This is a genomic window from Paenibacillus nicotianae (genome assembly GCF_042681745.1).
GTDB classification, from domain to species: domain Bacteria; phylum Bacillota; class Bacilli; order Paenibacillales; family Paenibacillaceae; genus Saccharibacillus; species Saccharibacillus nicotianae.
This window is the reverse complement of the sequence record NZ_JBHUGF010000010.1, coordinates 1885576-1907621: the sequence shown is the minus strand read 5'-3', so window position 1 is coordinate 1907621 and position 22046 is coordinate 1885576. Positions and strand designations below refer to the sequence as shown.

At 38.8% G+C, this 22046-nt stretch carries 17 protein-coding genes; 14 read left to right on the top strand and 3 right to left on the bottom strand.

Annotated elements, in window-relative coordinates:
• Positions 1-156 precede the first annotated feature (156 nt).
• From ACFSGI_RS12400 to ACFSGI_RS12360, 9 genes are all read left to right on the top strand, one after another.
• On the top strand, positions 157-1158 hold the full coding sequence (locus ACFSGI_RS12400) for an aldose 1-epimerase (protein ID WP_204824442.1): 1002 nt from the start codon (positions 157-159) through the stop codon (positions 1156-1158).
• Positions 1159-1329: 171 nt separating this feature from the next.
• Positions 1330-2688 (top strand): alkaline phosphatase, encoded by a 1359-nt coding sequence (locus ACFSGI_RS12395; protein WP_204824441.1) that lies wholly within the window; start codon positions 1330-1332, stop codon positions 2686-2688.
• A gap of 277 nt (positions 2689-2965) precedes the next feature.
• Positions 2966-3670, top strand: a complete 705-nt coding sequence (locus ACFSGI_RS12390) for a metal ABC transporter ATP-binding protein (protein ID WP_069325898.1) — start codon at positions 2966-2968, stop codon at positions 3668-3670.
• Positions 3616-4536: a metal ABC transporter permease gene (locus ACFSGI_RS12385; RefSeq protein WP_204824440.1), complete on the top strand. Its 921-nt coding sequence runs from the start codon at positions 3616-3618 to the stop codon at positions 4534-4536. The genes ACFSGI_RS12390 and ACFSGI_RS12385 overlap by 55 nt, the downstream gene beginning before the upstream one ends.
• Positions 4537-4600: 64 nt before the next feature.
• Positions 4601-5617 carry a metal ABC transporter substrate-binding protein gene (locus ACFSGI_RS12380; protein ID WP_204824439.1) on the top strand — a complete coding sequence of 339 codons (1017 nt, stop codon included), beginning with the start codon at positions 4601-4603 and terminating at the stop codon, positions 5615-5617.
• Positions 5618-5925: 308 nt separating this feature from the next.
• Positions 5926-6852 (top strand): TetR/AcrR family transcriptional regulator, encoded by a 927-nt coding sequence (locus ACFSGI_RS12375; protein WP_204824438.1) that lies wholly within the window; start codon positions 5926-5928, stop codon positions 6850-6852.
• Positions 6827-8305: an MDR family MFS transporter gene (locus ACFSGI_RS12370; protein ID WP_204824437.1), complete on the top strand. Its 1479-nt coding sequence runs from the start codon at positions 6827-6829 to the stop codon at positions 8303-8305. Before ACFSGI_RS12375 ends, ACFSGI_RS12370 begins: the two co-directional genes overlap by 26 nt.
• A gap of 169 nt (positions 8306-8474) precedes the next feature.
• Entirely contained in the window at positions 8475-9635 is a 1161-nt protein-coding gene (locus ACFSGI_RS12365) for an NADH-dependent flavin oxidoreductase (RefSeq protein ID WP_204824436.1), read from the top strand.
• Positions 9636-9785: 150 nt separating this feature from the next.
• Positions 9786-10595, top strand: a complete 810-nt coding sequence (locus ACFSGI_RS12360; protein WP_204824435.1) for a histidinol-phosphatase HisJ family protein — start codon at positions 9786-9788, stop codon at positions 10593-10595.
• 240 nt (positions 10596-10835) lie between these two features.
• On the opposite strand, the gene ACFSGI_RS12355 is transcribed toward ACFSGI_RS12360, so the two are convergent.
• Positions 10836-12494, bottom strand: a complete 1659-nt coding sequence (locus ACFSGI_RS12355; RefSeq protein WP_204824434.1) for an esterase/lipase family protein — start codon at positions 12492-12494, stop codon at positions 10836-10838.
• Between the two features lie 445 nt (positions 12495-12939).
• On the opposite strand from ACFSGI_RS12355, the gene ACFSGI_RS12350 reads away from it, so the two are divergent.
• Together ACFSGI_RS12350 and ACFSGI_RS12345 are read left to right on the top strand one after the other, a co-directional pair.
• Positions 12940-14154: an MFS transporter gene (locus ACFSGI_RS12350; protein ID WP_204824433.1), complete on the top strand. Its 1215-nt coding sequence runs from the start codon at positions 12940-12942 to the stop codon at positions 14152-14154.
• Between the two features lie 18 nt (positions 14155-14172).
• The gene (locus tag ACFSGI_RS12345; RefSeq protein WP_204824432.1) at positions 14173-14619 is read left to right on the top strand and encodes a nuclear transport factor 2 family protein; all 447 of its coding nucleotides are present in this window, start codon (positions 14173-14175) and stop codon (positions 14617-14619) included.
• Between the two features lie 226 nt (positions 14620-14845).
• On the opposite strand, the gene ACFSGI_RS12340 is transcribed toward ACFSGI_RS12345, so the two are convergent.
• Complete coding sequence (locus tag ACFSGI_RS12340; RefSeq protein ID WP_204824431.1) at positions 14846-15583, bottom strand: AAA family ATPase; 738 nt, start codon at positions 15581-15583, stop codon at positions 14846-14848.
• A gap of 171 nt (positions 15584-15754) precedes the next feature.
• A complete protein-coding gene (locus tag ACFSGI_RS12335) occupies positions 15755-17920 on the bottom strand; it encodes a TerD family protein (protein WP_204824430.1) in 2166 nt (721 codons plus the stop codon).
• A 468-nt stretch (positions 17921-18388) separates the two neighbouring features.
• Here ACFSGI_RS12335 and ACFSGI_RS12330 point away from each other — a divergent pair, with 468 nt between their 5' ends.
• The 3 genes from ACFSGI_RS12330 to ACFSGI_RS12320 all read left to right on the top strand — a co-directional run bounded on the left by ACFSGI_RS12330 (position 18389) and on the right by ACFSGI_RS12320 (position 21675).
• Positions 18389-19957 (top strand): catalase, encoded by a 1569-nt coding sequence (locus tag ACFSGI_RS12330; protein WP_204824429.1) that lies wholly within the window; start codon positions 18389-18391, stop codon positions 19955-19957.
• A 232-nt stretch (positions 19958-20189) separates the two neighbouring features.
• Positions 20190-20342, top strand: coding sequence for a hypothetical protein (locus ACFSGI_RS12325; RefSeq protein WP_204824428.1), 153 nt, complete (start codon positions 20190-20192; stop codon positions 20340-20342).
• A 283-nt stretch (positions 20343-20625) separates the two neighbouring features.
• Positions 20626-21675, top strand: coding sequence for a pectinesterase family protein (locus ACFSGI_RS12320; protein WP_379283326.1), 1050 nt, complete (start codon positions 20626-20628; stop codon positions 21673-21675).
• Positions 21676-22046 lie beyond the last annotated feature (371 nt).

The window sequence follows — 22046 nt, the reverse complement described above, 5'->3', positions numbered from 1 at the left end:
GTGAAATCAAAAGTGATTTTTGCGAAGCAAAATATCTTACATCTAGCGTTTGGAATTATAAACGCGACATCTCTTATGAAATCAAAAAGTGATTTTTGCGAAGCAAAATATCTTACAATGTATTCTATCCTACTATTCGAAAAGGGGAATTTGTTCATGTCTAATCTTACCAGCGCTTCTGAACAATCGTATCAAGGAGAACCTGCTATTGTATTGACATACGCGAAGCAAGAAGCAATTGTATTGCCAGCGATAGGAGCCAATTTAATTGCTTATCGTGATCATGAAAAAGGATACCGCTTTTTGCGTGAACCGAAAGAAAACGAGATGGATGCTTTTCGCGCTAATCCAGGTGTAAATGGGATTCCTGTGTTATTCCCACCGAATCGTTATGAAGATGGAACATTTACATGGAATGGCAAAACGTATACCTTCCCGATCAATGAAGTAGAAACGCATAATCATTTACATGGATTTTTGCATACGATTCCCTGGAATGTGGATGTATATGAAGCAAATGAACAATCAAGCTCTGTTTTGCTTAGTGTAAGTGTAGATGAGCACCATGACGTATATAAATACTTTCCACACCAATTTACAGTGAAATTGAAATACACATTGTCGGTTGATGGATTGTTGCAACAAATACAAATTCGCAATGATGGCGCAGAAGATATGCCAGTGATGCTTGCTTTCCATACAGCGCTCAATGCTCCTTTTGCTACAGATAGTACATCAGAAGATATGTCATTTAAAGCGACCATTGGTAAGCGTTATCAGATGACAGAGCGTATGTTGCCAACCGGAGAATTTCAGCCATTGTCTGCATGGGAAAAACAGTTCCAAACAGATGGAGCGAATCCTTCAGGCGAAGAAGCAGACAATCATTATACGGCTGTACCACAGCGTGGACGTAATTTTACCGAAATTACAGATACACGTCTGGGTGTAACATTAGTCTATGATGTAGGAACAGCATATAAGCACTGGATGATCTGGAACAATATTGCGTGTGGTGAATTTATCTGCCCTGAACCACAGACCAATCTAGTCAATGCACCGAATGTGGATTTACCGGACGATGAAAAAGGATTGTTCCGTCTGGAGCAAGGTGAAATCTGGGAAGAAAGTTCTCGTTTGTATACGATTCAGAAATAAAGAAATACCTCTAAAACGCTATCTTTTATAAGATAGCGTTTTTTTGCTGTAGATACGAATTTACATACAGTTGATATTTCGAGGGTTTAGAATTCACATATGATCGGTATAGTGAATATGGTTGTTGGTACATATATTTCTAAATCACAAAAAAAGGGGATTTACAAACAAATGAAACAAACGATGAAAAAAATGATTACGATTGCGGCGATCGCTGGAATCACATGGACAGGTGGAGTATCGCAGACTGCACTTGCTCAAGACGATGGCATGACTGCATTAAATCAACCAGCCAAAGTAAAAAATGTTATTTTTTTAATTGGTGATGGTATGGGGCCTTCTTATATGACAGCGTACCGTTATTTTAAAGATAACCCTGCAACAAAAACAGTCGAGAAAACAGCTTTTGATGCTTATCTTGTTGGTGCACAGACTACATACCCTGAAGATGATGCAGAAAATATTACAGATTCAGCTTCGGCTGCAACAGCAATGTCAGGTGGAGTCAAAACATATAATGCTGCGATTGCAGTAGATAACGACAAATCAAATGTCAAAACAGTGTTGGAACAAGCTAAAGAGAACGGTAAGTCTACCGGGCTTGTAGCAACTTCGGAGATCACGCATGCGACTCCAGCGGCTTTTGGTGCTCATGATCCGAGTCGTAAAAATATGGCTGGAATTGCTGATGATTATTTTGATGAAATGATCAATGGTAAACATAAAGTTGATGTGTTGCTTGGTGGAGGAAAAGATTATTTTGTACGTAAAGATCGCAATCTAACAGAAGAATTTAAAAAAGCAGGTTATTCTTATGTAACAGATCGCAATGGATTGCTAAATAATAAAAGTAATCAATTGCTAGGTTTGTTCGCACCGGGTGGACTAGACAAAGCTATCGACCGCACCAATAAAACACCTTCCTTAGAAGAAATGACCAATGCAGCGATTAAGCGTCTGGATCAAAATGATCAAGGATTCTTCTTAATGGTAGAAGGTAGTCAGATCGACTGGGCAGGTCACGATAATGATGTAGTCGGTGCAATGAGCGAAATGGGCGATTTCGAAAAAGCGTATCAAGCCGCTATCGATTTTGCCAAAAAAGATGGTGAAACATTAGTAGTAGCAACAGCAGACCATTCTACAGGCGGAATGACATTAGGTGCTGGTGGCGAATATAATTTCAAAGTGGAATCGTTAAAAGCAGCTAAACGTACACCTGACTTTATGGCAAATGAAATCGCTAAAGGCGCTAATGTAAAAAGCACACTAAGAAAATATATCTCTATCCCGTTAACAGCAACAGAGATTCAATCCGTACAAAAAGCAGCAGTGAAAAAAGATGTAACTACTATTGATAATGCGATCGAGAAGATTTTTGATACTCGTTCCTTTACAGGGTGGACAACAGGCGGTCATACAGGTGAAGATGTTCCTGTATATGCTTTTGGCCCACAAAAAGAAAGATTTGCTGGCTTAATTGATAATACCGATAATGCTAAAATCATCTTTTCGCTATTAAAACAATAATGATTATAGATTAGCCAATAAATAAACAAGCTCTATTCCTACCTGATGCCAAGATGCATTTGTTAAAGGTAGCGATAGAGCTTGTTTTTTTGTTTTTCATATAGAAGATATTTGCGCATATTACCGATATAAATCAAGCAAAAGAAACGAAAAAATCTAAATCGTAATTATTTTGTTTAAATAGGTTGACAAGAGGAATAGCATAGGAGTAAAGTTATTCAGGTGGTATTCGTAAAAATTACGATAAGAACGGAAACAATGAAAGGAGCGCTATATCTTGTTATTAGCTTCGATGCAAGACGTTATCTTTGGATATGATCGTGAGCCGGTAGTTAATCGATTATCGATGGAAATATATAGTAATGAATTTTTGGCTTTAAGTGGTCCGAATGGCGCTGCCAAAACAACTTCACTTAAATTGTTGTTAGGCATATTAAAACCGTGGAGTGGACAAGTACAAATTAAACGAAATGAAAAAGGATCAAAACCTGTGATCGGTTATGTACCTCAACAGGTTTCCTCATTTAATAGTGGGTTTCCGAGTACAGTCTATGAATTGGTTCGTTCCGGTTGTCATATGAATCTTGGATTGTTTCGAAGATTCGGTGCTCAGCAAGCTCAATTGGTTCAATCTTCGCTAGAAGCGGTAGGCATGTGGGAACTTCGTGATCGTAAAATAGGAGAACTATCTGGCGGACAGAAGCAACGTGTCTGTATTGCTCGTGCACTTGCTCAAGAACCCGATGTTTTGATTCTGGATGAACCGACAACAGGGATGGATTTAGAAAGCCGTAAAGGATTTTATGAATTGATGCGTCACCATGTGCAAAAGCATGGACGTACTGTTGTGATGGTAACACATGGACTGGAAGAAGCAGAGCCGTATTTAGATCGTATTATTCGTTTGGAGAGAGAGGAGGGTGGAGGATGGGCATGTTTGACTACGAGTTCATGCAGCGCGCGTTTTGGGCCGGAGGAATGATTGCTGTTATCGCTCCACTGCTCGGTGTTTACCTTGTTTTGCGCAGACAGGTATTAATGGCTGATACGCTTTCTCATGTATCTTTAGCAGGAGTAGCGATAGGTGCAGTACTTGGTTTCAACCCATCGATCGGTGGATTTATTATCGCTTTATTAGGCTCGTTAGTTATCGAGCGATTAAGACGTAATTTTCGCGGCTATGGAGAAGTGTCTGTCGCTGTGATTATGACAGGTGGTCTGGCACTTGCACTGGTCTTAATGAGTATGAGTTCATCTTTAACCCGTAGCTTTAGCTCGTATCTATTTGGTTCGATTGTAGCGGTCAGTACCACGCAATTATGGATTATAGGAACTGTTTTTGCACTTGTTATTATCTACTGGGTCAGTATGAGACGTCCATTATACAATCTGACATTTGATGAAGAAACCGCGCAGATCGGTGGTACTCATGTACGCTGGTTATCGCAGACATTCGCTGTATTAACAGGAATGACAGTAGCAGCGGCAATGCCGATTGTAGGCGTATTGTTGGTATCTGCTTTGATGGCTTTACCGGCGGCGTTGGCACTTCGATTTGCAAAAGGCTTTACGTCTGCACTTATTATTGCGGTAGCTATTGGTCTAATCGGCATGTTCGGAGGATTAACGACTTCATATTATGTGAATACACCTCCAGGTGCTACAGTAGCGCTATTACTGCTGACTTTCTTATTAGTAGGTATGGGGATTCAACGTATCTATTATCGCTTAAATCGTAACAACAATGATGGATATGCACCTGATATCGATAGCCGCCGATTCTGGCAACGGCAAAGTCGAAGCGCACAAAACAGCAAAGTAAAAACACAAGTATTGAACAAACGATAAATGCTATCAACATAGATTATTCATATAAACATAAAGAGAAACCAAGAGAGGTGAGTGATTACACATGAATATGAAAAAGAAGAGTTGGATCAAACTACCTTTAATCGCTTTGTTAAGTATGAGTACGTTGCTTGCGGCTTGTGGCAATAATTCAGATTCAGCCTCATCAACAACTACAGGTACAAGCGGTTCTACAGCAAGTGGAGAAAAGTTGCATATCGTAACTAGCTTTTATCCGATGCAAGAATTTACATCCAAAGTTGCAGGTGATCTAGCTGATGTACAGGTATTAGTTCCTGCGGGTACAGAACCGCATGATTGGGAGCCTACTGCTCAAGATATCGCTAAAATGACCGACGCTGATATGCTCGTGTATAACGGTGGCGGAGTAGAATCATGGATCGATCAAGTGAAAGATACCTTAGGAGATAGTGGGCCCAAATTAGTCGATGCAAGTAACGGGATTCAACTTATGGCAAGTACAGAAGAAGAGCATGAAGGCGAAGAAGCAGGTCATGAAGAAGAACATGCTACCGAAGAAGGTCATGATCATGGAGAGTTCGATCCGCATGTCTGGTTGTCTCCTATCCAAGCACAGACAGAAGTGCGTAATATCGAAACAGCTTTGACGGCACTTGATCCGAATCATGCAGCCGATTTTAAAAAGAATGCAGACGCTTATATTGCAGAACTTCAAAAGTTAGATGCTGAATACAAAGCAAGTCTGTCTAATGTAAAACGCAAAGACTTTATTACTCAGCATGCTGCTTTTGCTTATCTAGCTCATGATTATGGTCTGACTCAAGTACCAATTGCAGGTCTATCCCCTGAACAAGAACCATCCGCAGAAGCAATGGCAAAAATCGTAGATTTTGCAAAACAAAACAATGTCAAAACGATTTTCTTTGAAACACTGGTTTCTTCTAATGTAGCCAAAACGATTGCCGATGAAGTTGGCGCCAAAACGGCTGTGCTAAATCCATTAGAAGGCTTAACAAGTGCAGAAACGTCTGCTGGCGAAAATTATATTTCAGTAATGCGTACCAACCTGGCAGCACTTGAAAAAGCATTAAATGAATAATGATATATGGCTAATTGAATAATAATCGTTTTAATTATAAAGACAGTTTCTATAGATGATATAGAGACTGTCTTTTTTTGTTGCATATAGAGATGTGTAACAGGGTATAAGAAATATAGATAATAAGATAAAGAAAATTTTATGACCAATTTTACATATTTTATTGCGTACAAAGATTGACTTCAATCGTAACGGGGTATAAAATAGTAAGTATAAGAACTACAGAGTTTCGTGAGTACTAGAAAGTTTTTGAAAGTTTCAATAGAGAGAAAATGTGTGAAAGTATAGTGCAGAAGAGGTTATGAATTATGGTAGAAGAACGTAAACGTTCGATTCTTATAGCAGGAGGTCAGTTGTTTGCTGAAAAAGGTTATTTTTCAACAACTGTGCAGGATATTGCAGAACAATGTAATATGTCCAAAGCTTCGATCTATAAGTTATTTGAATCGAAAGAAGACATTTTGTTGCAGATCGTGAAGCAGATGCATGAAGAGATTTTATTAGCTGCAAATCGATTACATTTTGAAGATCATGTATCACCCAAAGAACAATTTACCCAGAAGTTAGTCGTACAATTTCAGGAATTTGTATTGAAGCATGAGTTTTTCTTGGTGTTGAATCAGACTATGCCACTAGAATTAAGCACACAAATTCGCACAGCGATGTTGCAGTTCAAGCGCACCATGTTGAACTGGCAAAAAGAAGCGATTCTACAGGCTTTTGGCAGTAAAGTAGAGCCGATTGTGTGGGACTTATCCTTGTGTATGCAAGGAATTGTAAAAGAGTTTATGTTTTTATTACGTTGGAACAATAACACCATATTTGAGTTGTCTGCTTTATCTGAATTTGTTGTTGAAAGTTTGGAAGCAATGATCCAAAAACATATGCATAGTGTGCCTTTAGTTACCGAGCAAATGGCGCAACAATTCGATTTGTCTGTTCCTGACGTTAGACAGAAGTATTTTGGCGAAAGTGAATGGCGTAAAGCGATACGAGAACTGAATCTATCGATTCATCAGCGTTCTCCTGAACCTCTTCGTCCAGATCTGATCGCCGCAACCGAAAGATTAAACACAGAACGCAAAAAGGTAATACCACAAACATTTATGATGGAAGCATTAATCGCATATTTACAGAAGAGAGAAGAGCTTCAGCAGGAAGTCGCTCAACTACAACATGTATATCGTGCAACTTGGGAGGAAAAGAAATATGGAGAACATCTCAACACAGAATAAGCCTAAATTAAATATTACGCTTATTGTAGCTATTATGCTGGCAGGTGCTTTTGTAGCTATACTGAATCAGACGCTACTTGTCACTGCATTACCACATATTATGGCTGATCTAAATATTGATGCAACAGCAGCCCAATGGTTAACAACGATTTTTATGCTAGTCAACGGAATTATGATTCCTGTGACAGCCTACTTAATAGATAAATTTTCTACACGGGCGCTATTTATTACGTCTGTTGGTTTATTTGCATTAGGAACATTAATTGCCGCGATTTCACCTAACTTTGGAACATTGTTAGTAGGTCGTGTTGTACAGGCAGCAGGAGCAGGTATTATTATGCCGCTGATGCAAACTGTATTTTTAGTTATTTTTCCAAAAGAAAAACGTGGAGCAGCAATGGGTATGATCGGTCTGGTTATTTCATTCGCACCAGCGATTGGACCTACATTGTCCGGTTGGATCGTAGATTCTTACTCATGGCGTACACTGTTCTACATTATTTTACCTATCGCAGTAATCGATCTTGTGATTGCGGTATTCGCTCTTAAAAATGTAAGTGAACTTCGTAATCCGAAATTGGATATGACTTCAGTAACCTTGTCTACATTAGGGTTTGGTGGTCTATTGTATGGTTTCAGTAGTGCCTCTAAAGGCTGGAGCGATCCAACTGTTATTATTAGTATTTTAATAGGTGCAATCAGTTTGTATCTATTTGTGACTCGTCAATTCAAGTTAAAAGAACCATTGTTAGAATTCCGCGTATTTAAAGATCGCGTGTTTACAGTTTCGATGATTATTACAGTGATTGTATTTACAGCTATGATCGGTGCATCAACATTAATGCCTTTATATATTCAAAATGCGCGTCATATGTCAGCTTTGCATTCAGGGTTGATTGTTTTACCGGGTGCCATTTTGATGGGGATTATGTCGCCGATCACAGGACGTATTTTTGATAAATATGGTGCTAAAGTAATCAGTACGATCGGTCTAGTGTTGATGGCAGGCGGAACGATTCCATTTGCTTTCTTAACATCTACAACGTCGATTACGTATATTACGATTATGTTTACAATACGGATGTTCGGGATGTCGATGGTATTGATGCCTGTTACCACCGCAGGTCTGAACCAATTACCTACGCATCTGTTGTCGCACGCATCAGCAATGAATAATACATTACGTCAAGTTGGTGGCTCGATCGGAACAGCAGTATTGATTACAATCTTGACGAATGCGAGTGCTTCATCGACTTTATTAGGCAATACCACTGAGAATGCTCTAATTCATGGTACAAATATGGCATTTTTAGTCGCTTCTGGCTTATCAGTGTTAGCATTAATTTTAATTTTCTTCTTAAAAGAACCACCACATAAAAATACAGCTACTCAAGAAGAAAAAGCCTCATCTTCTCCAGTGAGCAACAAACGCAAAACAGTTTCTCAATCATAAAACATTTTGAAATTCTTATACAAATACTTATTGCTCAGTTGTAGCAATAGGTATTTTAATATACTTAATTATTTTTAGTATATTACTTGCATAAAATTGAATTGGTTACTATAATATATATAGTCACATTAAATAATATGAACGATAAAGAGAATAGGAGAGATAACTTTTGAATACAAAATACAAATCTTTATTTGAACCTTTCCAACTGAATGACGGTATCGAATTAAAAAATCGTATTGTCCTTGCTCCTATGACACATTTTTCTTCTAATACAGATGCTACTGTATCTGATGCAGAGCTTGAATATTATGCACGCCGTACAGCAGGTGTAGGTCTAGCTGTAACAGCGGTTGCTTATGTTACTAAAGGCGGTATCGGTTTCCAAAATCAATTTGGTGCTACAGGCGCTGAATTTACAGAAGGTCTACGCAAACTAGCAACAACGTTGAAATCTAACGGTGCCAAAGCTGTTTTGCAAATTTTCCATGCAGGTCGCCTAAGTCCTCCTGAATTAGTTAATGGTGATGTAGCTGCTCCAAGTGCTATTGCAACAGATCGCACGAATGATGGTAGCGAAGCTCCAGCTCCTCGTGAATTGACAGCACAAGAAATCGACGATATTATTGTTGATTTTGGTAAAGCGACAGCAAATGCAATCGAAGCTGGATTCGATGGCGTAGAGATTCATGGTGCTAACGGATACTTGGTTCAACAATTCTTCTCCCCTCATGCTAACCGTCGTGAAGACAAATGGGGTGGAAGCTTAGAAAAACGTCTAACTTTCCCATTAGCTGTTGTAGACGAAGTACAACGTGCAGTAAAAGAACATGCTAAAGGGCCTTTTATTGTAGGATACCGTTTCTCTCCAGAAGAACCAGAAACACCTGGTATCACAATGGCGGATACATTGACATTGATCGATGCATTAGCTGAGAAAAACTTGAGCTACTTGCATGTATCTCTCATGGAATATGCTTCTACTCCACGTCGTGGTGTAGATGACAAACGCTCCCGTCTTGAAATTATTCAAGAACGTGTAGGCGCTAAAGTTCCAGTAATCGGTGTAGGTGCTGTCAATACTCCTGACGATGCAGTAAATGTATTGAATACAGGTGTACCATTAGTAGCACTAGGTCGCGAATTGATCGTAGATCCAGACTGGGTAGAAAAAGTAGAATCTGGTCGTGAATCCGAAATCGATTATTCATTGACTAAACATGATCAAGATCGTCTGGTGGTTCCAGATCCGTTGTGGAACTCTATCATGACAATGACAGGCTGGTTCCCGGTGAAAGATGCAGAAGAATCTAGCACATTAACGAAATAAGCATTCAATATACAGACTGTTCTTTTTCTGCTACGGTAGAAGAAGAGCAGTCTTTTTTATCATTGGAAAATGAAATGTATTATTGATAGATAAGTGTCATTGAGTTAGATAGAAGTAGTATAGAACAGTAAAGAAAGAAGGAAGATAGTAATGATCTATGATTATCATGTCCATACCAATCATTCATTTGATTCACATGCGGTAATGGATGAAGTATGTGCAGAAGCGGTAGAGCGTGGACTACAAGAGATTTGTTTTACCGAACACTATGCAGTTAATCCTGTATTGCCTACGTATGGTCATCTGGACTTTAGTCAGTATTTTGCAGAGATCGAAAAGTGTAAGCAACAATATGAAGGAAAGTTAATTATCAAAGCAGGAATTGAGTTGTGTGAACCTCATTATATGCAGGCGCAATACCAACAGGCATTAGCGGATCAACCACTCGATTTTATTCTCGGATCTGTACATAATATGAACGAACGCAAGTTAAGACTTTTTCTTGCTCAAGAAGGTATCGATCATTATGAATTGTATTTTAGAGAAGTCTTACAGATGGTACAGCATGCAGACATAGATATAATTGCACATCTAGATTTGTTAAAAAGATACGCAGTAGGTAATATCGGAAATTATAAGTTAAGCGATTATCAAGAAGTGATCGAACAAATCTTACAGACCGCAATCACACGCAATATCGGTATCGAAATTAATACATCCGGCTGGCGTGGTGGAGTAGGAGAACCTTTTCCTTCCAAAGAAGTATTGCAGTTATATCGTCAACTGGGTGGAGAATTGCTAACGATCGGTTCTGATTCACATTTTGTAGAACATACAGGAGCAGAGATAATAGATGCTCTACAATTGGCAAAAGATTGTGGATTCAAGGCTATCTATACTTATAACCAAAGACAACCTCAAGCTGTTGCACTGGATGAATATTATTTTAATAAAAAATAGATGCAAAAGCAACAGGTGGATAAAATCATCCTAGCAGGTGTCTATCAAGCAATTCACTGATAAACCAATACATGTCAGTAGATATATAAAATAAGAAAAAAGTTCAAGATAGAAAAAAAGCTCAAGATAGAGCTTAACTTTTTCTCTATCTTGAGCTTATACGTATTCTCTGTAATCCATCTAATTTCTAGATATAGTCAAATGAATGATCAAGTACGCAATTTGTTGTCAGATATAATGTTAATTGCTATACGTATTGCCTTGCTCATCGACATAGACAGATTTTACTAGTGTACGACGGTAAGGATAACCTGCTTCTGTATAGCCATCAATATCAGTTGTCACTACATAAATAGACGGTGTATTCGTAACCGGTGTAGGTACCGATTCTGAAGTAGCCATAGACCGATTGCTACGCTCTGTAGGAGGAGCAAGCTTGCTACCGTCTGGATGGTAATAATTCACTGTATAGTTCAGGTGGGTGCGTTGTTGATCCAGACCTTCTGTATTCACATTCATACGTAGTTGATTATTAGAAAGGTTTGTTTTCAATTCTGCTTGTTCTGCTCCCGGTGTATAGACAGCCGTCATAAGATAAGCACCTTTACTAGCACTGGTGGCTTGTACTTTCCATTGCCCTGCTTCCGGTTGTGGTAAAGTTACCAATTGGTGATAAGCACCGTGAAAAAATTCATCGTCTGGAGTAGATTGTAATTTGATTTTTTGCACTTTACCACTTGGAGAGGTTAGTTCCAAATGTGCTAATGGCTGATCGCTGATCCAATCAAGCGAGATTTGATTAACATTATTTTCAACTGTTAATGTTTCATTCGCTGTCCCTGAATGTTGTCCTCCGCGAATATAATATTGTCCATGACCATCTTCTGAAGTGGCGCTGTTAGAAGGAGCTGAAGGGGAAGATTGGGAAATGTAGTTAACAGGAGCAGGTTCAGATGCAGATGTGTCCTGTATAGCTGATTCTGTAGTATACGTATCTTTGGTTACCGAAGAAGATGCTTTTAGACTTGCAACAGCAGCCGGTACAGTACCCAGATAAGATTTAAATAGATCAAAAGTAAAAGAGCCTGTACGAACGGTCTTATGATTCCATGCACCAGACTGAATCAATGTAGCACCTGGTAACAGAGCGCTCTCTGTAGTGACAACACCATCATTACTACCGAACAATGCTAAATATGACCCGCCAAATGTATAAGAAGCTTTACCAGAGCCAGACCATTTGTTACCGCTCATCGTGTAAAAAGGAACTTTGTTGATATCAGGGTCTTTTGCCATTTCAGAGCGGAAATAATCCATATACGATGTCTGAAGTGAGCTAGTACCCGGACTTTGCGAGCCTACAAGATCGGCTAACCATCCTGCCCAACTGCTATAAGCCAGATCAGCTAATTGTGAGCCATGATGAGGTGTACTAAGAGTAATAACGCGAGAAACATAAGGGTAAGCATTATAACGCACCAATGCAGATTGAGTATCAACTCCACCTTTACTATGAGCAACGATCACTATTTTTTTGCCAAAATATTTGCTGATCTCTTGAATTTTGGCGGCAAGCAATTCTCCATCTTTCCACATATCTTCCGGTGTGCCTGTAATATCATACATATTGATAAACGCAGTCTCATATCCATTTTTGTATGCGTACTCATACATATCATTATCTTCGTACCAGACATTCGCTTTACTGGTCAAACCATGTACAAATAAAATAGCAGGCTTGGTCGGAGAAACATTGGCAGGAGTCTGTCCTGTTGCCCATGCACCCGGAGAAGGTGCTACCACAGGATTGATAGGAGCCATCCATGCTTGTTGTGGCAAAGCCGTTAATCCAAGAATCATTGTAAAAGATACCCCTAAAAGCGTACGCTTAATGTTCATTATATTCCTCCTGTAATGTGGTGTGGATAAATAGTGTTATCCTCAGGAAGATTTTAATTTTGAAATATTAGCATTGATACTTATTTATGTATAAAATAGTTTTACAAATCTCTCTTATTTATTGGAAAATTAATACATAATTGATCATCAGATCATATAGATATGCTTACTATCACTAAAAATTTAAAATTTTTAATAATGAAATGAAAAGATGAGAGGTATATTTTTAGAAATCTGGTTATAATAGAATTCGTGAACATTCCAAATTTACTTGGGACGATAGCAAAGAGGTCATCTGTTGTGAGCGATCTGTACGAGAACAGTCTCACAAGAAGCAGAACGGTTGCTATAGATATTCACATTGTTCATTTTAGATGAGCAGATATTAAGTTTGGCAAAGTATGTAACAAAAAGTACAAGCGCAGAGAAAGAAGGGGCAAAGTGCATGAATAAGTTAGAAATGTTGCAAAATCCGAAGCAACGCAAGTTGCTGGTCAGTGCTGGATTTAGCTGGATGTTTGATGCGATGGAAGTGGGTATGATTTCATTTATCGCAGCAGCACTGGCAAAAGATTGGAATCTAGCACCGCAACAAATCGGGTATTTAACCAGTATTAACTCGGTCGGTATGGCTGTAGGTGCCGCAACAGCAGGATATCTGGCAGATCGTTATGGACGTAAATCGATTTTGCTATGGACATTACTTATTTTCTCTATCGCTAGTGGATTGTCTGCTCTAGCTACAGGATTTGGAATCTTGCTAGTGTTGCGGTTTATCGCAGGTTTTGGTCTGGGTGGAGAACTTCCAGTTGCTTCTACACTGGTGTCTGAATCAGTATCAGTGCAAGATCGCGGACGTGCAGTGGTATTATTAGAAAGCTTCTGGGCGCTCGGGTGGATTATTTCAGCAGTTGTTGCTTACTTTGTGATTGCACAATATGGATGGCAATGGGGCTTTATTATAGGAGCTGTGCCTGCACTATATGCATTATATTTGCGCCGGGCGATCGAAGATTCGCCGAAGTTTGTGAAAAATGGAGCAGGCAGACGTGCTTCTTTTGTAAAAGGGTTAGCTGATATTTGGAGTAGTGAACATCGCCGTACAACGATTATGGCGTGGATACTATGGTTTACAGTTGTTTTTTCTTATTATGGTATGTTTTTATGGTTACCGTCAGTGATGGGTTTGAAAGGTTTTACTTTGATCAAAAGTTTTGAATATGTGTTGATTATGACGTTGGCACAGTTGCCAGGTTATTTTACAGCGGCTTATTTTATTGAAAAATTCGGACGTAAATTTGTATTGATTGTTTACTTGATTCTGACTGCTGTAAGTGCGATCTGGTTCGGATTCGCGACAACAACCGCTTCGCTTTTGATGGCTGGTATTTGTTTATCCTTCTTTAACCTCGGTGCATGGGGCGGATTATATGCGTATACGCCTGAATTGTATCCGACTAAAGTACGCTCAACCGGCGTAGGAATGGCTGCTGCATTTGGACGTGTAGGTGGAGTCATCGCTCCATTTCTAGTCGGAATGTTAGTCGGTAAAGGGGTAGCGATTAGTACAATCTTTACGATCTTCTTTGTTACGATTCTAATCGGTGTAGCTGCGGTTGCTTTTCTAGGGAAAGAAACCAAAGGATTAGAATTAGATTAACCTTTTGGAGGAAAGCCAATGAAATATTCGTTTATGACTGATATTGAAGTTTTGCTTGCTTATGAAGGTATTCGTTCCACCAAATCTAGGTACTGCCGTCTGATTGATATGAAAAAGTGGGATGAATTAGGCAGTGTATTTGCTCCTGACGCGGTAGCTGATTTCAGTACAGAAGGCAATCCGATTCCTTTATTAGAAGGTCGGGATACGATTGTAAAAGTGTTTAAAGACCTTGTGCATCCTGCGGAAACGGTACATCAGGTACATAGTGCCGAAATTGAACTCATTTCTGCTACCGAAGCAAAAGTCATTTCGCCGATGGAGGATTATGTGACTTTTCCTGAAGGAAGCGAACATATTTCTTTTCATGGATATGGTTATTATTACGAAACATTTGTAGCGATTGAGGGTCAATGGTACATCCAACATACAAGGTTGGAACGGTTAAAATTTGATGTGATCTAGTGTGGCAAGAACAAGTGTTACAGTCATCATATTGTTGTTATAGTTGTGAAAATAAAAAGCTTCTATAAGCTGGAACGATAGAGGCTTTTTATTTTGCAGTTTTTATGAAGTGAGTTGTTAATCTGGTGGGAATAGTCTGTCTATGTATATCAATTATTGTTAATGTGTACGATAGATAAGATATAGCTGTTTGTATGATATAAAATGTATTAAGTATAACATTGACTTAATCATCGTCATGAAAAAGTTCAGCCAGGATTCGTTTGGGATTTTCCAGAAATCGTCTGGTGATCTGGTAATGGTCGGTATCTTGGTAGTCTATCGGTTGTAACTGATCTTGATCAAAGCTAATAATCTCAGCATCAGGGTAGCCGAGTAGGATCGGGGAATGGGTAGCAATAATAAACTGCGAACGTGGTGAAAGGTCTTTGATAATCCTCATTAAAGAGAGCTGTCTAGCAGGAGATAGAGCGGCTTCTGGCTCATCTAGCAGATAGATAGATTGTCCTCGCGCAGAAGCAAACTTTTGTGTGAATAAGGTTAAAAATGATTCTCCATGAGAACGGTGATGAAGAGATTTGCCACTGTAATTGCTATATTCAGTTGAACGTATTTTTTCCGTTTCATCAATATGAGTAGCAAAGTTATAAAAAGATTCGGCTCTCAGAAAAAAGCCATTTGTTAATTTGGGAAGCCATGATAAACGTAAATAGTTGCCTAAAGCAGATTCAGATTGATCCAATTTATAACTATTTTGCCGCGAACCACCTGCGGTATGAAATCCACATTGATAAGCAATTCCTTCCAAAAGTGTAGATTTACCCGATCCATTTTCACCTACAAAAAATGTAACTGGATATTCCAGATCAAGCTGATCCATATGCTGAATGAAAGGAAGCGAAAAGGGATAGCTATTGAAATCTTCGATTTTTTCTTTCAATAACGTAATTTTTTTCAGAGACATTATCCACTACTCCTTTTTGTGAAATTTATCTGTATGGTACATATCGAATCGTTGAAATAAACAAAAGTGCAGTAACCCATGAGCACAACGAAGTCGTCATTGAGTACTGCACTTCTAAAACGTATAAAAGCTATTCGGAAACAAAAAGTAGCTATCTCATAATAGTAATCTTTATAAAAAATCAGCTAAAATCTGATCTTGATCTAGCGGTGTAATCATCTTGGCATGTGGTAATAGCGAAATAGGATCTATCGAACGCATCAACGACTCCTGATCGAGCTGAGCTGTAACAATTAGATCTGCTTCTTCTATATCTGTAGTCAGCGTTCCATGAGCTTCAGCATGAAGATGGAACAATTGATACAGATTTGGTCGGATCAATTCAGTCATTGCTCGTCCGACCAGTGCAGAACTGAAGCGGTTCGTTTCTATATTATTGATATCATCAGGATATTGTTCCAAAGCGATATCTGACCATAACACTTCGCGTTGCACTATATCAACAATAACTGGAATACAGATGCGAGAATTGGCTGCAATATCTATTCGATTTTGCACTGTTGAAGCTTCAAAGATTTCACCGGATTGCGGAACCTGACGCATCATCCAACCTGCATAACATTCAGGTAAGTCTTTGAATACTTGGGATGTAAAAGCGTTCACAGACATTTGAATATAGCGAACTCCTGATGCTTGTACAGAAGGAAGATGCAAGTCGATATACTCTGCCGCACCTTCAGGAGCCGTAACTATATCTCCACTATGAGCAGCTAAAAATTGATCAGAACGCAGATTGAAATACGAAATTTGCTCTATTCGTTGCCATTGATCATTATACAAAATAGCAGATAGATCAATATCTACACGATCGGTAGGTACACCGTTTACTAATCCTTCTTTCCACCATACAAAAAAGCGCAATGTATCACCAGCATCTAAAGGTATCCATGAGCCGCGCGTTAATGTACGTAATGATTTGCTAGCCGAGCGTATACCTAAAGGGACAACATGTTTTTCTAACTGAGGATCAATATAGATTTTTCCGAGATCCGGTTGTTCAGCGAATCTAGCGATCAATGCTTGCTCTGTGACTGTAATCATCGAAGAAGTTACCTGTTGAGGCAGAGGAGCAAGAGGCTGATTCAGAACAAATAAGTTAGCTGTATTGCCTTTTGGGAAAAATTGTCGTCTAGGTGACAAAGAAGAACGTTTTTCAAAATGAGCTAGAACACTTAGCAAAATAGGAGTAGATACTTCTTTAGCTATAGACGCATAGCGATCTAATAAAGCATCTATATTCACGCCACTACGAATCATTCGATCCAGACGACGTACAAATTCACCGGGACGTTTGCTCAGTGTATCCAATATTTGTTCATCAGCAAAAGATTCAAAAGCTTGTTCAACTTGAGCATAGAACGTTTTGGGACGCTCTCCATTGCGCAAACGATCAAAATTCATCGCTGTGTGTGGAAACCGCTGACGATATTCGCCGGGATGTAGCCTTTCACCTAACCGAATCCATCTACCTTCATAACGGAACATATCTTCCAGTGGGTTACTGATCTTTTCCAATAAAGCTAGTATTAATTTCCGCTGAGAACGAGAAAACGAAATAAATATAGTATTGGTTGCAAGACTTACATCCCCATTAGACAACGCTGTCGCTATACGCAAAATATCTGTAGCCGTCTGCACATGAGTATATAACCAGTCAGTATCTATTTTTTTGGCAGAAATTAATGCCGCGATAAATACAGCCGCATTCTCTTTGTTAGGAATTACTTCAGGTGTATGTTGTTGCCACTGGGGTTGATGATTCGCAAACCATACTAAATGTTCACGACTTGCTAAAGGAAGAGCAGCGGCAGCAAGAAGCAACTTCTCACATATTTGTGTAAATTCATCTTCTGTTCCAAGACGAATCACACGTAAAGATACTTGATCCAGTAGCATAATTTTTGGTTGTTGGTCGTCTGTTGTACTATCATTCTCAGGCAACATACCTGTCCAATAATGAATAAGAGCATTCATATACAACTGAGCATCTGACATTTGCATCACTTGATCAGGGAAGCGAGGGTACATCATCTGATAGTTTCGATCAAAACCTGTTATTTCGCAGAGTTCTTTCACCAGCTTTTTATACCAGCGAATAAAAGTGTCTAATGACCATGTATGTAGAATATCTAATACTTCCGGTGAGAATGTAAATCCGATCGGTTCTAAGTTTTTTAACGCTGTAGCTAATACTGTAGAAGATAGTGGGGTTTCTTGTTGCTGAGTATGTATAATTACTTTTAGTTCACGCTGTAAATAAATAGAGAATTGATCCATAGATCATGCTCACTCCTTCAACGCTTGGTACGATAAGCGCTACCTTTTCTTATTTAAAATCATATTGCAAAGTAACTGCTTTTAATTGAACACATAAAAAAATCAGGAAACAGGTGTCCCTAATAAAACATCCATTTGCGAAGGTAGAAGGAAGGGGCACCATAGCCTGATTGTTTCTATTATAAGGAAGTACAAAATGAAAAGCAAACATAGCAACTTCATCATATCTTCATTCACATTTCAGACATAAATTTAAAAATAGTACACTATTTGTACAAAAAATGTTTTATAATGTGCTCAGGCAGGTAAAAAAAGGTAATACTTTGTATTCTCTTTATCAATAGTTGTTGCATCATGGACATTCTGTTGAAAGAGATGAGAGTAGAAGCAGTTATACAATTTGCACCTGTGTATTATTGTTCATTTGGAATACAGCAAGTTCATACTTTCTTGAAAGGCGGACTATCCATGGCAGACGATAATCAGAAGCACCCGCAAGCAAGTGAACACGAAGAAGAATTGACGTTAACGAATCGTCAGGGACATCCGGTCACTGACAATCAGAATGTAAGAACAGTAGGTAATAGAGGCCCGATTACGCTAGAAAACTACAACTTTTTAGAAAAAATCTCTCACTTTGATCGGGAGCGTATTCCAGAGCGTGTCGTGCATGCTCGTGGTGCTGGAGCACACGGTGTGTTTGAAGCCTATGGAACCGCTGGCGATGAGCCTATTTCCAAGTATACGCGTGCTAAGCTTTTTCAAGAAAAAGGAAAGCAAACGCCTGTTTTCGTACGTTTTTCTACAGTAGTCCATGGTAATCATTCACCGGAAACTTTACGTGATCCGCGTGGATTTGCGACTAAATTCTATACCGAAGATGGAAACTGGGATTTGGTCGGTAACAACTTAAAAATATTTTTTATTCGCGATCCTTTGAAATTCCCTGATATGGTTCATGCCTTTAAGCCTGATCCGATTACTAATGTGCAAGATATGGAACGCTTTTTCGATTTTCTGGCAAATAGTCCAGAGTCTACACATATGGCAACCTTCCTTTTTTCACCGTGGGGGATTCCTGCCAACTACCGGCAAATGCAAGGTTCCGGTGTGAATACGTATAAATGGGTAAACAAAGACGGAGAAGCCGTGTTAATTAAGTATCACTGGGAACCGTTGGAGCAAGGTATTCAGAATTTGAAGCAAGAACAAGCGAATCAAGTACAAGGATTAGACTTTAATCATGCGACAGTCGATCTGTATGATGCGATAGATCGTGGCGAATATCCAGAGTGGGAATTATGTGTACAGATTATGAGTGATGATTATCATCCTGAATTGGATTTTGATCCACTTGATCCGACTAAATTATGGCCGGAAGATCAGTTCCCATTTCTTCCAGTAGGTAAAATGACGCTTAACCGTAATCCGGTGGACTACTTTACAGAAGTAGAACAAGTGGCTTTCGGTACAGGTGTACTGGTCGATGGATTGGACTTCTCAGATGATAAATTGTTGCAAGGTCGTACATTCTCTTATTCGGATACTCAGCGTCATCGGGTAGGAGCGAACTATCAACAATTGCCAATTAATGCACCGAAGTCTAATGTAGCAACCAACCAATCGGGTGGACAAATGCGTTATGCACCGGATGCGGCACCGAAGCAGAATCCTCATGTGAATTATGAGCCTTCTTCTCTAGGTGGTCTGAAAGAAGCTCCCAAAGCAGGCGCTGACCATGAACCTCATTATTATGATGTGAATCTAATGCGTCAGAAGCTAGATCGTCCTAACGATTTTGCTCAAGCTGGTCAGACGTATCGTGACTTTGAAGATTGGGAACGCGATGAACTGGTAGCGAATATTGCGAGTAATCTGTTTGAATGTTCTGATGTAATTAGTGAGAAGTTTATCGCTAATCTACAACAAGCAGATACCGAATATGCACAACGTGTTACAGACGAATTAGCCAAACTCAAAGCTGATCCTTCTAAAAAACCAAGACATCGTGCTCATAAGTCAGCTCCGCAAGAATAAGGTATAACCCCAAACCTTAAGTATAGAAATTATACTTAAGGTTTTTTTATTGTTGTATAGCAACGATTATTGTTCATAAATAAACCAGAAAAGGTAGAATCATGTGATACAGCATTTTTAGATTATCGTTTGATTATGAACGGAATATGTTTAAATAGAAGTAAGTGTTATATAGGTGGCGAGCTAACAATTTACTATATATGAATCTATTACAGCAAAGGCGGAGAATAACATGAAAATTATTATCACACGTGAAGAAGCAGTACATAAAGGAATCTGGGAAAAAGTAATGCAGATGTTTGGTGTGGATCAAGATGATGATACGTATGCGAATGAACAGTTTATTTTGACCGAAGAACAAGCAAAAGAGTTACAATTGATCTAATATTAGATTGTATTATGTATCGTGAATAAATATCTATCTCAGATCGAAGGAATAAAACAATCATTTTGATATACCGATTCGATATGCAGATCACTCTTTTACCAAGAGTGGTCTTTTTTATTGGATAATATCTCTGTATCTTTATATTTCCAAAAAAGGATACAAAAGGTATTATAAAGCCGTAACTAAGATATTTAAAAACTAATCTATTACCAATCTATTTTAGTCATTTATGTAAGCGTTATCTTTTTAGGGAATTTATTTTAGACTAAGGAGTGTTTTGATGAAAACATGGACAGTGCTAGGAACAACAGCAATTGTTACTGCTTTATCATTATCTATGGTAGCAACTACTTCTGCGGATACGAAACATATTTCTTCTACACCTGCTAATCCTCTCACATCATCGAGTACAACAGAATTGGCTTCAGCTACAGCGGCTATACCGTCAGGCGCAATAGTGGTCGATCAGAAAGGCTCGGGTCAATACAAAACGGTACAAGCAGCGATCGATTCGATTCCAGCTAACAATAATCAACAGAAAATAATTTATATCAAAAATGGAACATATACTGAAAAATTAACGATCATTCAGCCACATGTGACATTACAAGGCGAAAGTGCTACAGGCACTATTCTTAGCTACAATGCCACAAATGCGAGTAGTGGAAGTACAACCAATAGCGCAAGTACGACTGTCAAAGGCGACTACTTTCAAGCCAAAACCATTACTTTCCGCAACAATGCAGGGGTTAATGCAGGGCAAGCGGTCGCTTTTTATAATAATGCAGATAAAGCGATCTATACCGATGTACGTTTTCTAGGGTATCAAGATACTCTTTATACACCGGGTACAGGCAGACAGTATTTTAAAAATTGCTATATTGAAGGAACAGTTGATTTTATTTTTGGATCAGCAACGGCGGTATTTGATCAATGCCAGATTCATAGTCTAGGTACAGGTTATATAACAGCCGCTTCCACAGGAGCAGATACGAAATATGGTTATGTATTTTTAAATAGTCGTCTGACCAGTAGTGGCACAGCGAATCAATCGGTATATCTGGGCAGACCGTGGCGACCTTATTCCGCAGTGACATATATCAATACAGATATGGGAGCCCATATTCAACCTACAGGCTGGGATAACTGGCGTGATCCGGCGAATGAAGCGACCGCTCGTTATTATGAATATGCAAGTAAAGGTGCAGGAGCAAATAACAATGCACGCGTGAAATGGGCAAAATTTTTGACAAATGATCAAGCGAAAGCGATCACGATTCAAAGTGTACTTGCTGGAAATGATCAGTGGAATCCTACCCAAATTAATTAATTGATCATTTTGATTTCATTATTGATATGTCTATATATATGTATGATCATCGAAAAGCAGGTCTACCTTTTGTTACTGGCAAAAGCAGTAGATGTGCTTTTTTGATCTGTTACTAAAACGTCATATAAAATACAGTTGATGGATAGCTCTGTTTGGGTAAAAAAAGTATATAATACCGTAGTTAGTCGTTATTACAACATCTACCTATTAATATTGGCTTAACAGCAGTAACAGGATATTACAATAAATAGGAGTGATAGAATAGAATATTATCGTCAAGAAGAGGATCTTGTTCTACAAGATGTCGATAGTTCTACACAAGGATTGTCTGATCAAGAAGCACCAACAAGTAACTTCAACTTAAAAAGTAG

Excerpts from the sequence above, each read along its gene's own strand:
- ACFSGI_RS12375 (WP_204824438.1), top strand. The coding sequence starts at position 5,926 with ATGGTAGAAGAACGTAAACGTTCGATTCTTATAGCAGGAGGTCAGTTG.
- ACFSGI_RS12325 (WP_204824428.1), top strand. The coding sequence starts at position 20,190 with ATGAAAATTATTATCACACGTGAAGAAGCAGTACATAAAGGAATCTGG.
- ACFSGI_RS12355 (WP_204824434.1), bottom strand. The coding sequence starts at position 12,494 with ATGAACATTAAGCGTACGCTTTTAGGGGTATCTTTTACAATGATTCTT.
- ACFSGI_RS12330 (WP_204824429.1), top strand. The coding sequence starts at position 18,389 with ATGGCAGACGATAATCAGAAGCACCCGCAAGCAAGTGAACACGAAGAA.
- ACFSGI_RS12385 (WP_204824440.1), top strand. The coding sequence starts at position 3,616 with ATGGGCATGTTTGACTACGAGTTCATGCAGCGCGCGTTTTGGGCCGGA.
- ACFSGI_RS12380 (WP_204824439.1), top strand. The coding sequence starts at position 4,601 with ATGAATATGAAAAAGAAGAGTTGGATCAAACTACCTTTAATCGCTTTG.
- ACFSGI_RS12370 (WP_204824437.1), top strand. The coding sequence starts at position 6,827 with ATGGAGAACATCTCAACACAGAATAAGCCTAAATTAAATATTACGCTT.
- ACFSGI_RS12335 (WP_204824430.1), bottom strand. The coding sequence starts at position 17,920 with ATGGATCAATTCTCTATTTATTTACAGCGTGAACTAAAAGTAATTATA.
- ACFSGI_RS12395 (WP_204824441.1), top strand. The coding sequence starts at position 1,330 with ATGAAACAAACGATGAAAAAAATGATTACGATTGCGGCGATCGCTGGA.
- ACFSGI_RS12360 (WP_204824435.1), top strand. The coding sequence starts at position 9,786 with ATGATCTATGATTATCATGTCCATACCAATCATTCATTTGATTCACAT.
- ACFSGI_RS12400 (WP_204824442.1), top strand. The coding sequence starts at position 157 with ATGTCTAATCTTACCAGCGCTTCTGAACAATCGTATCAAGGAGAACCT.
- ACFSGI_RS12320 (WP_379283326.1), top strand. The coding sequence starts at position 20,626 with ATGAAAACATGGACAGTGCTAGGAACAACAGCAATTGTTACTGCTTTA.
- ACFSGI_RS12340 (WP_204824431.1), bottom strand. The coding sequence starts at position 15,583 with ATGTCTCTGAAAAAAATTACGTTATTGAAAGAAAAAATCGAAGATTTC.
- ACFSGI_RS12350 (WP_204824433.1), top strand. The coding sequence starts at position 12,940 with ATGAATAAGTTAGAAATGTTGCAAAATCCGAAGCAACGCAAGTTGCTG.
- ACFSGI_RS12345 (WP_204824432.1), top strand. The coding sequence starts at position 14,173 with ATGAAATATTCGTTTATGACTGATATTGAAGTTTTGCTTGCTTATGAA.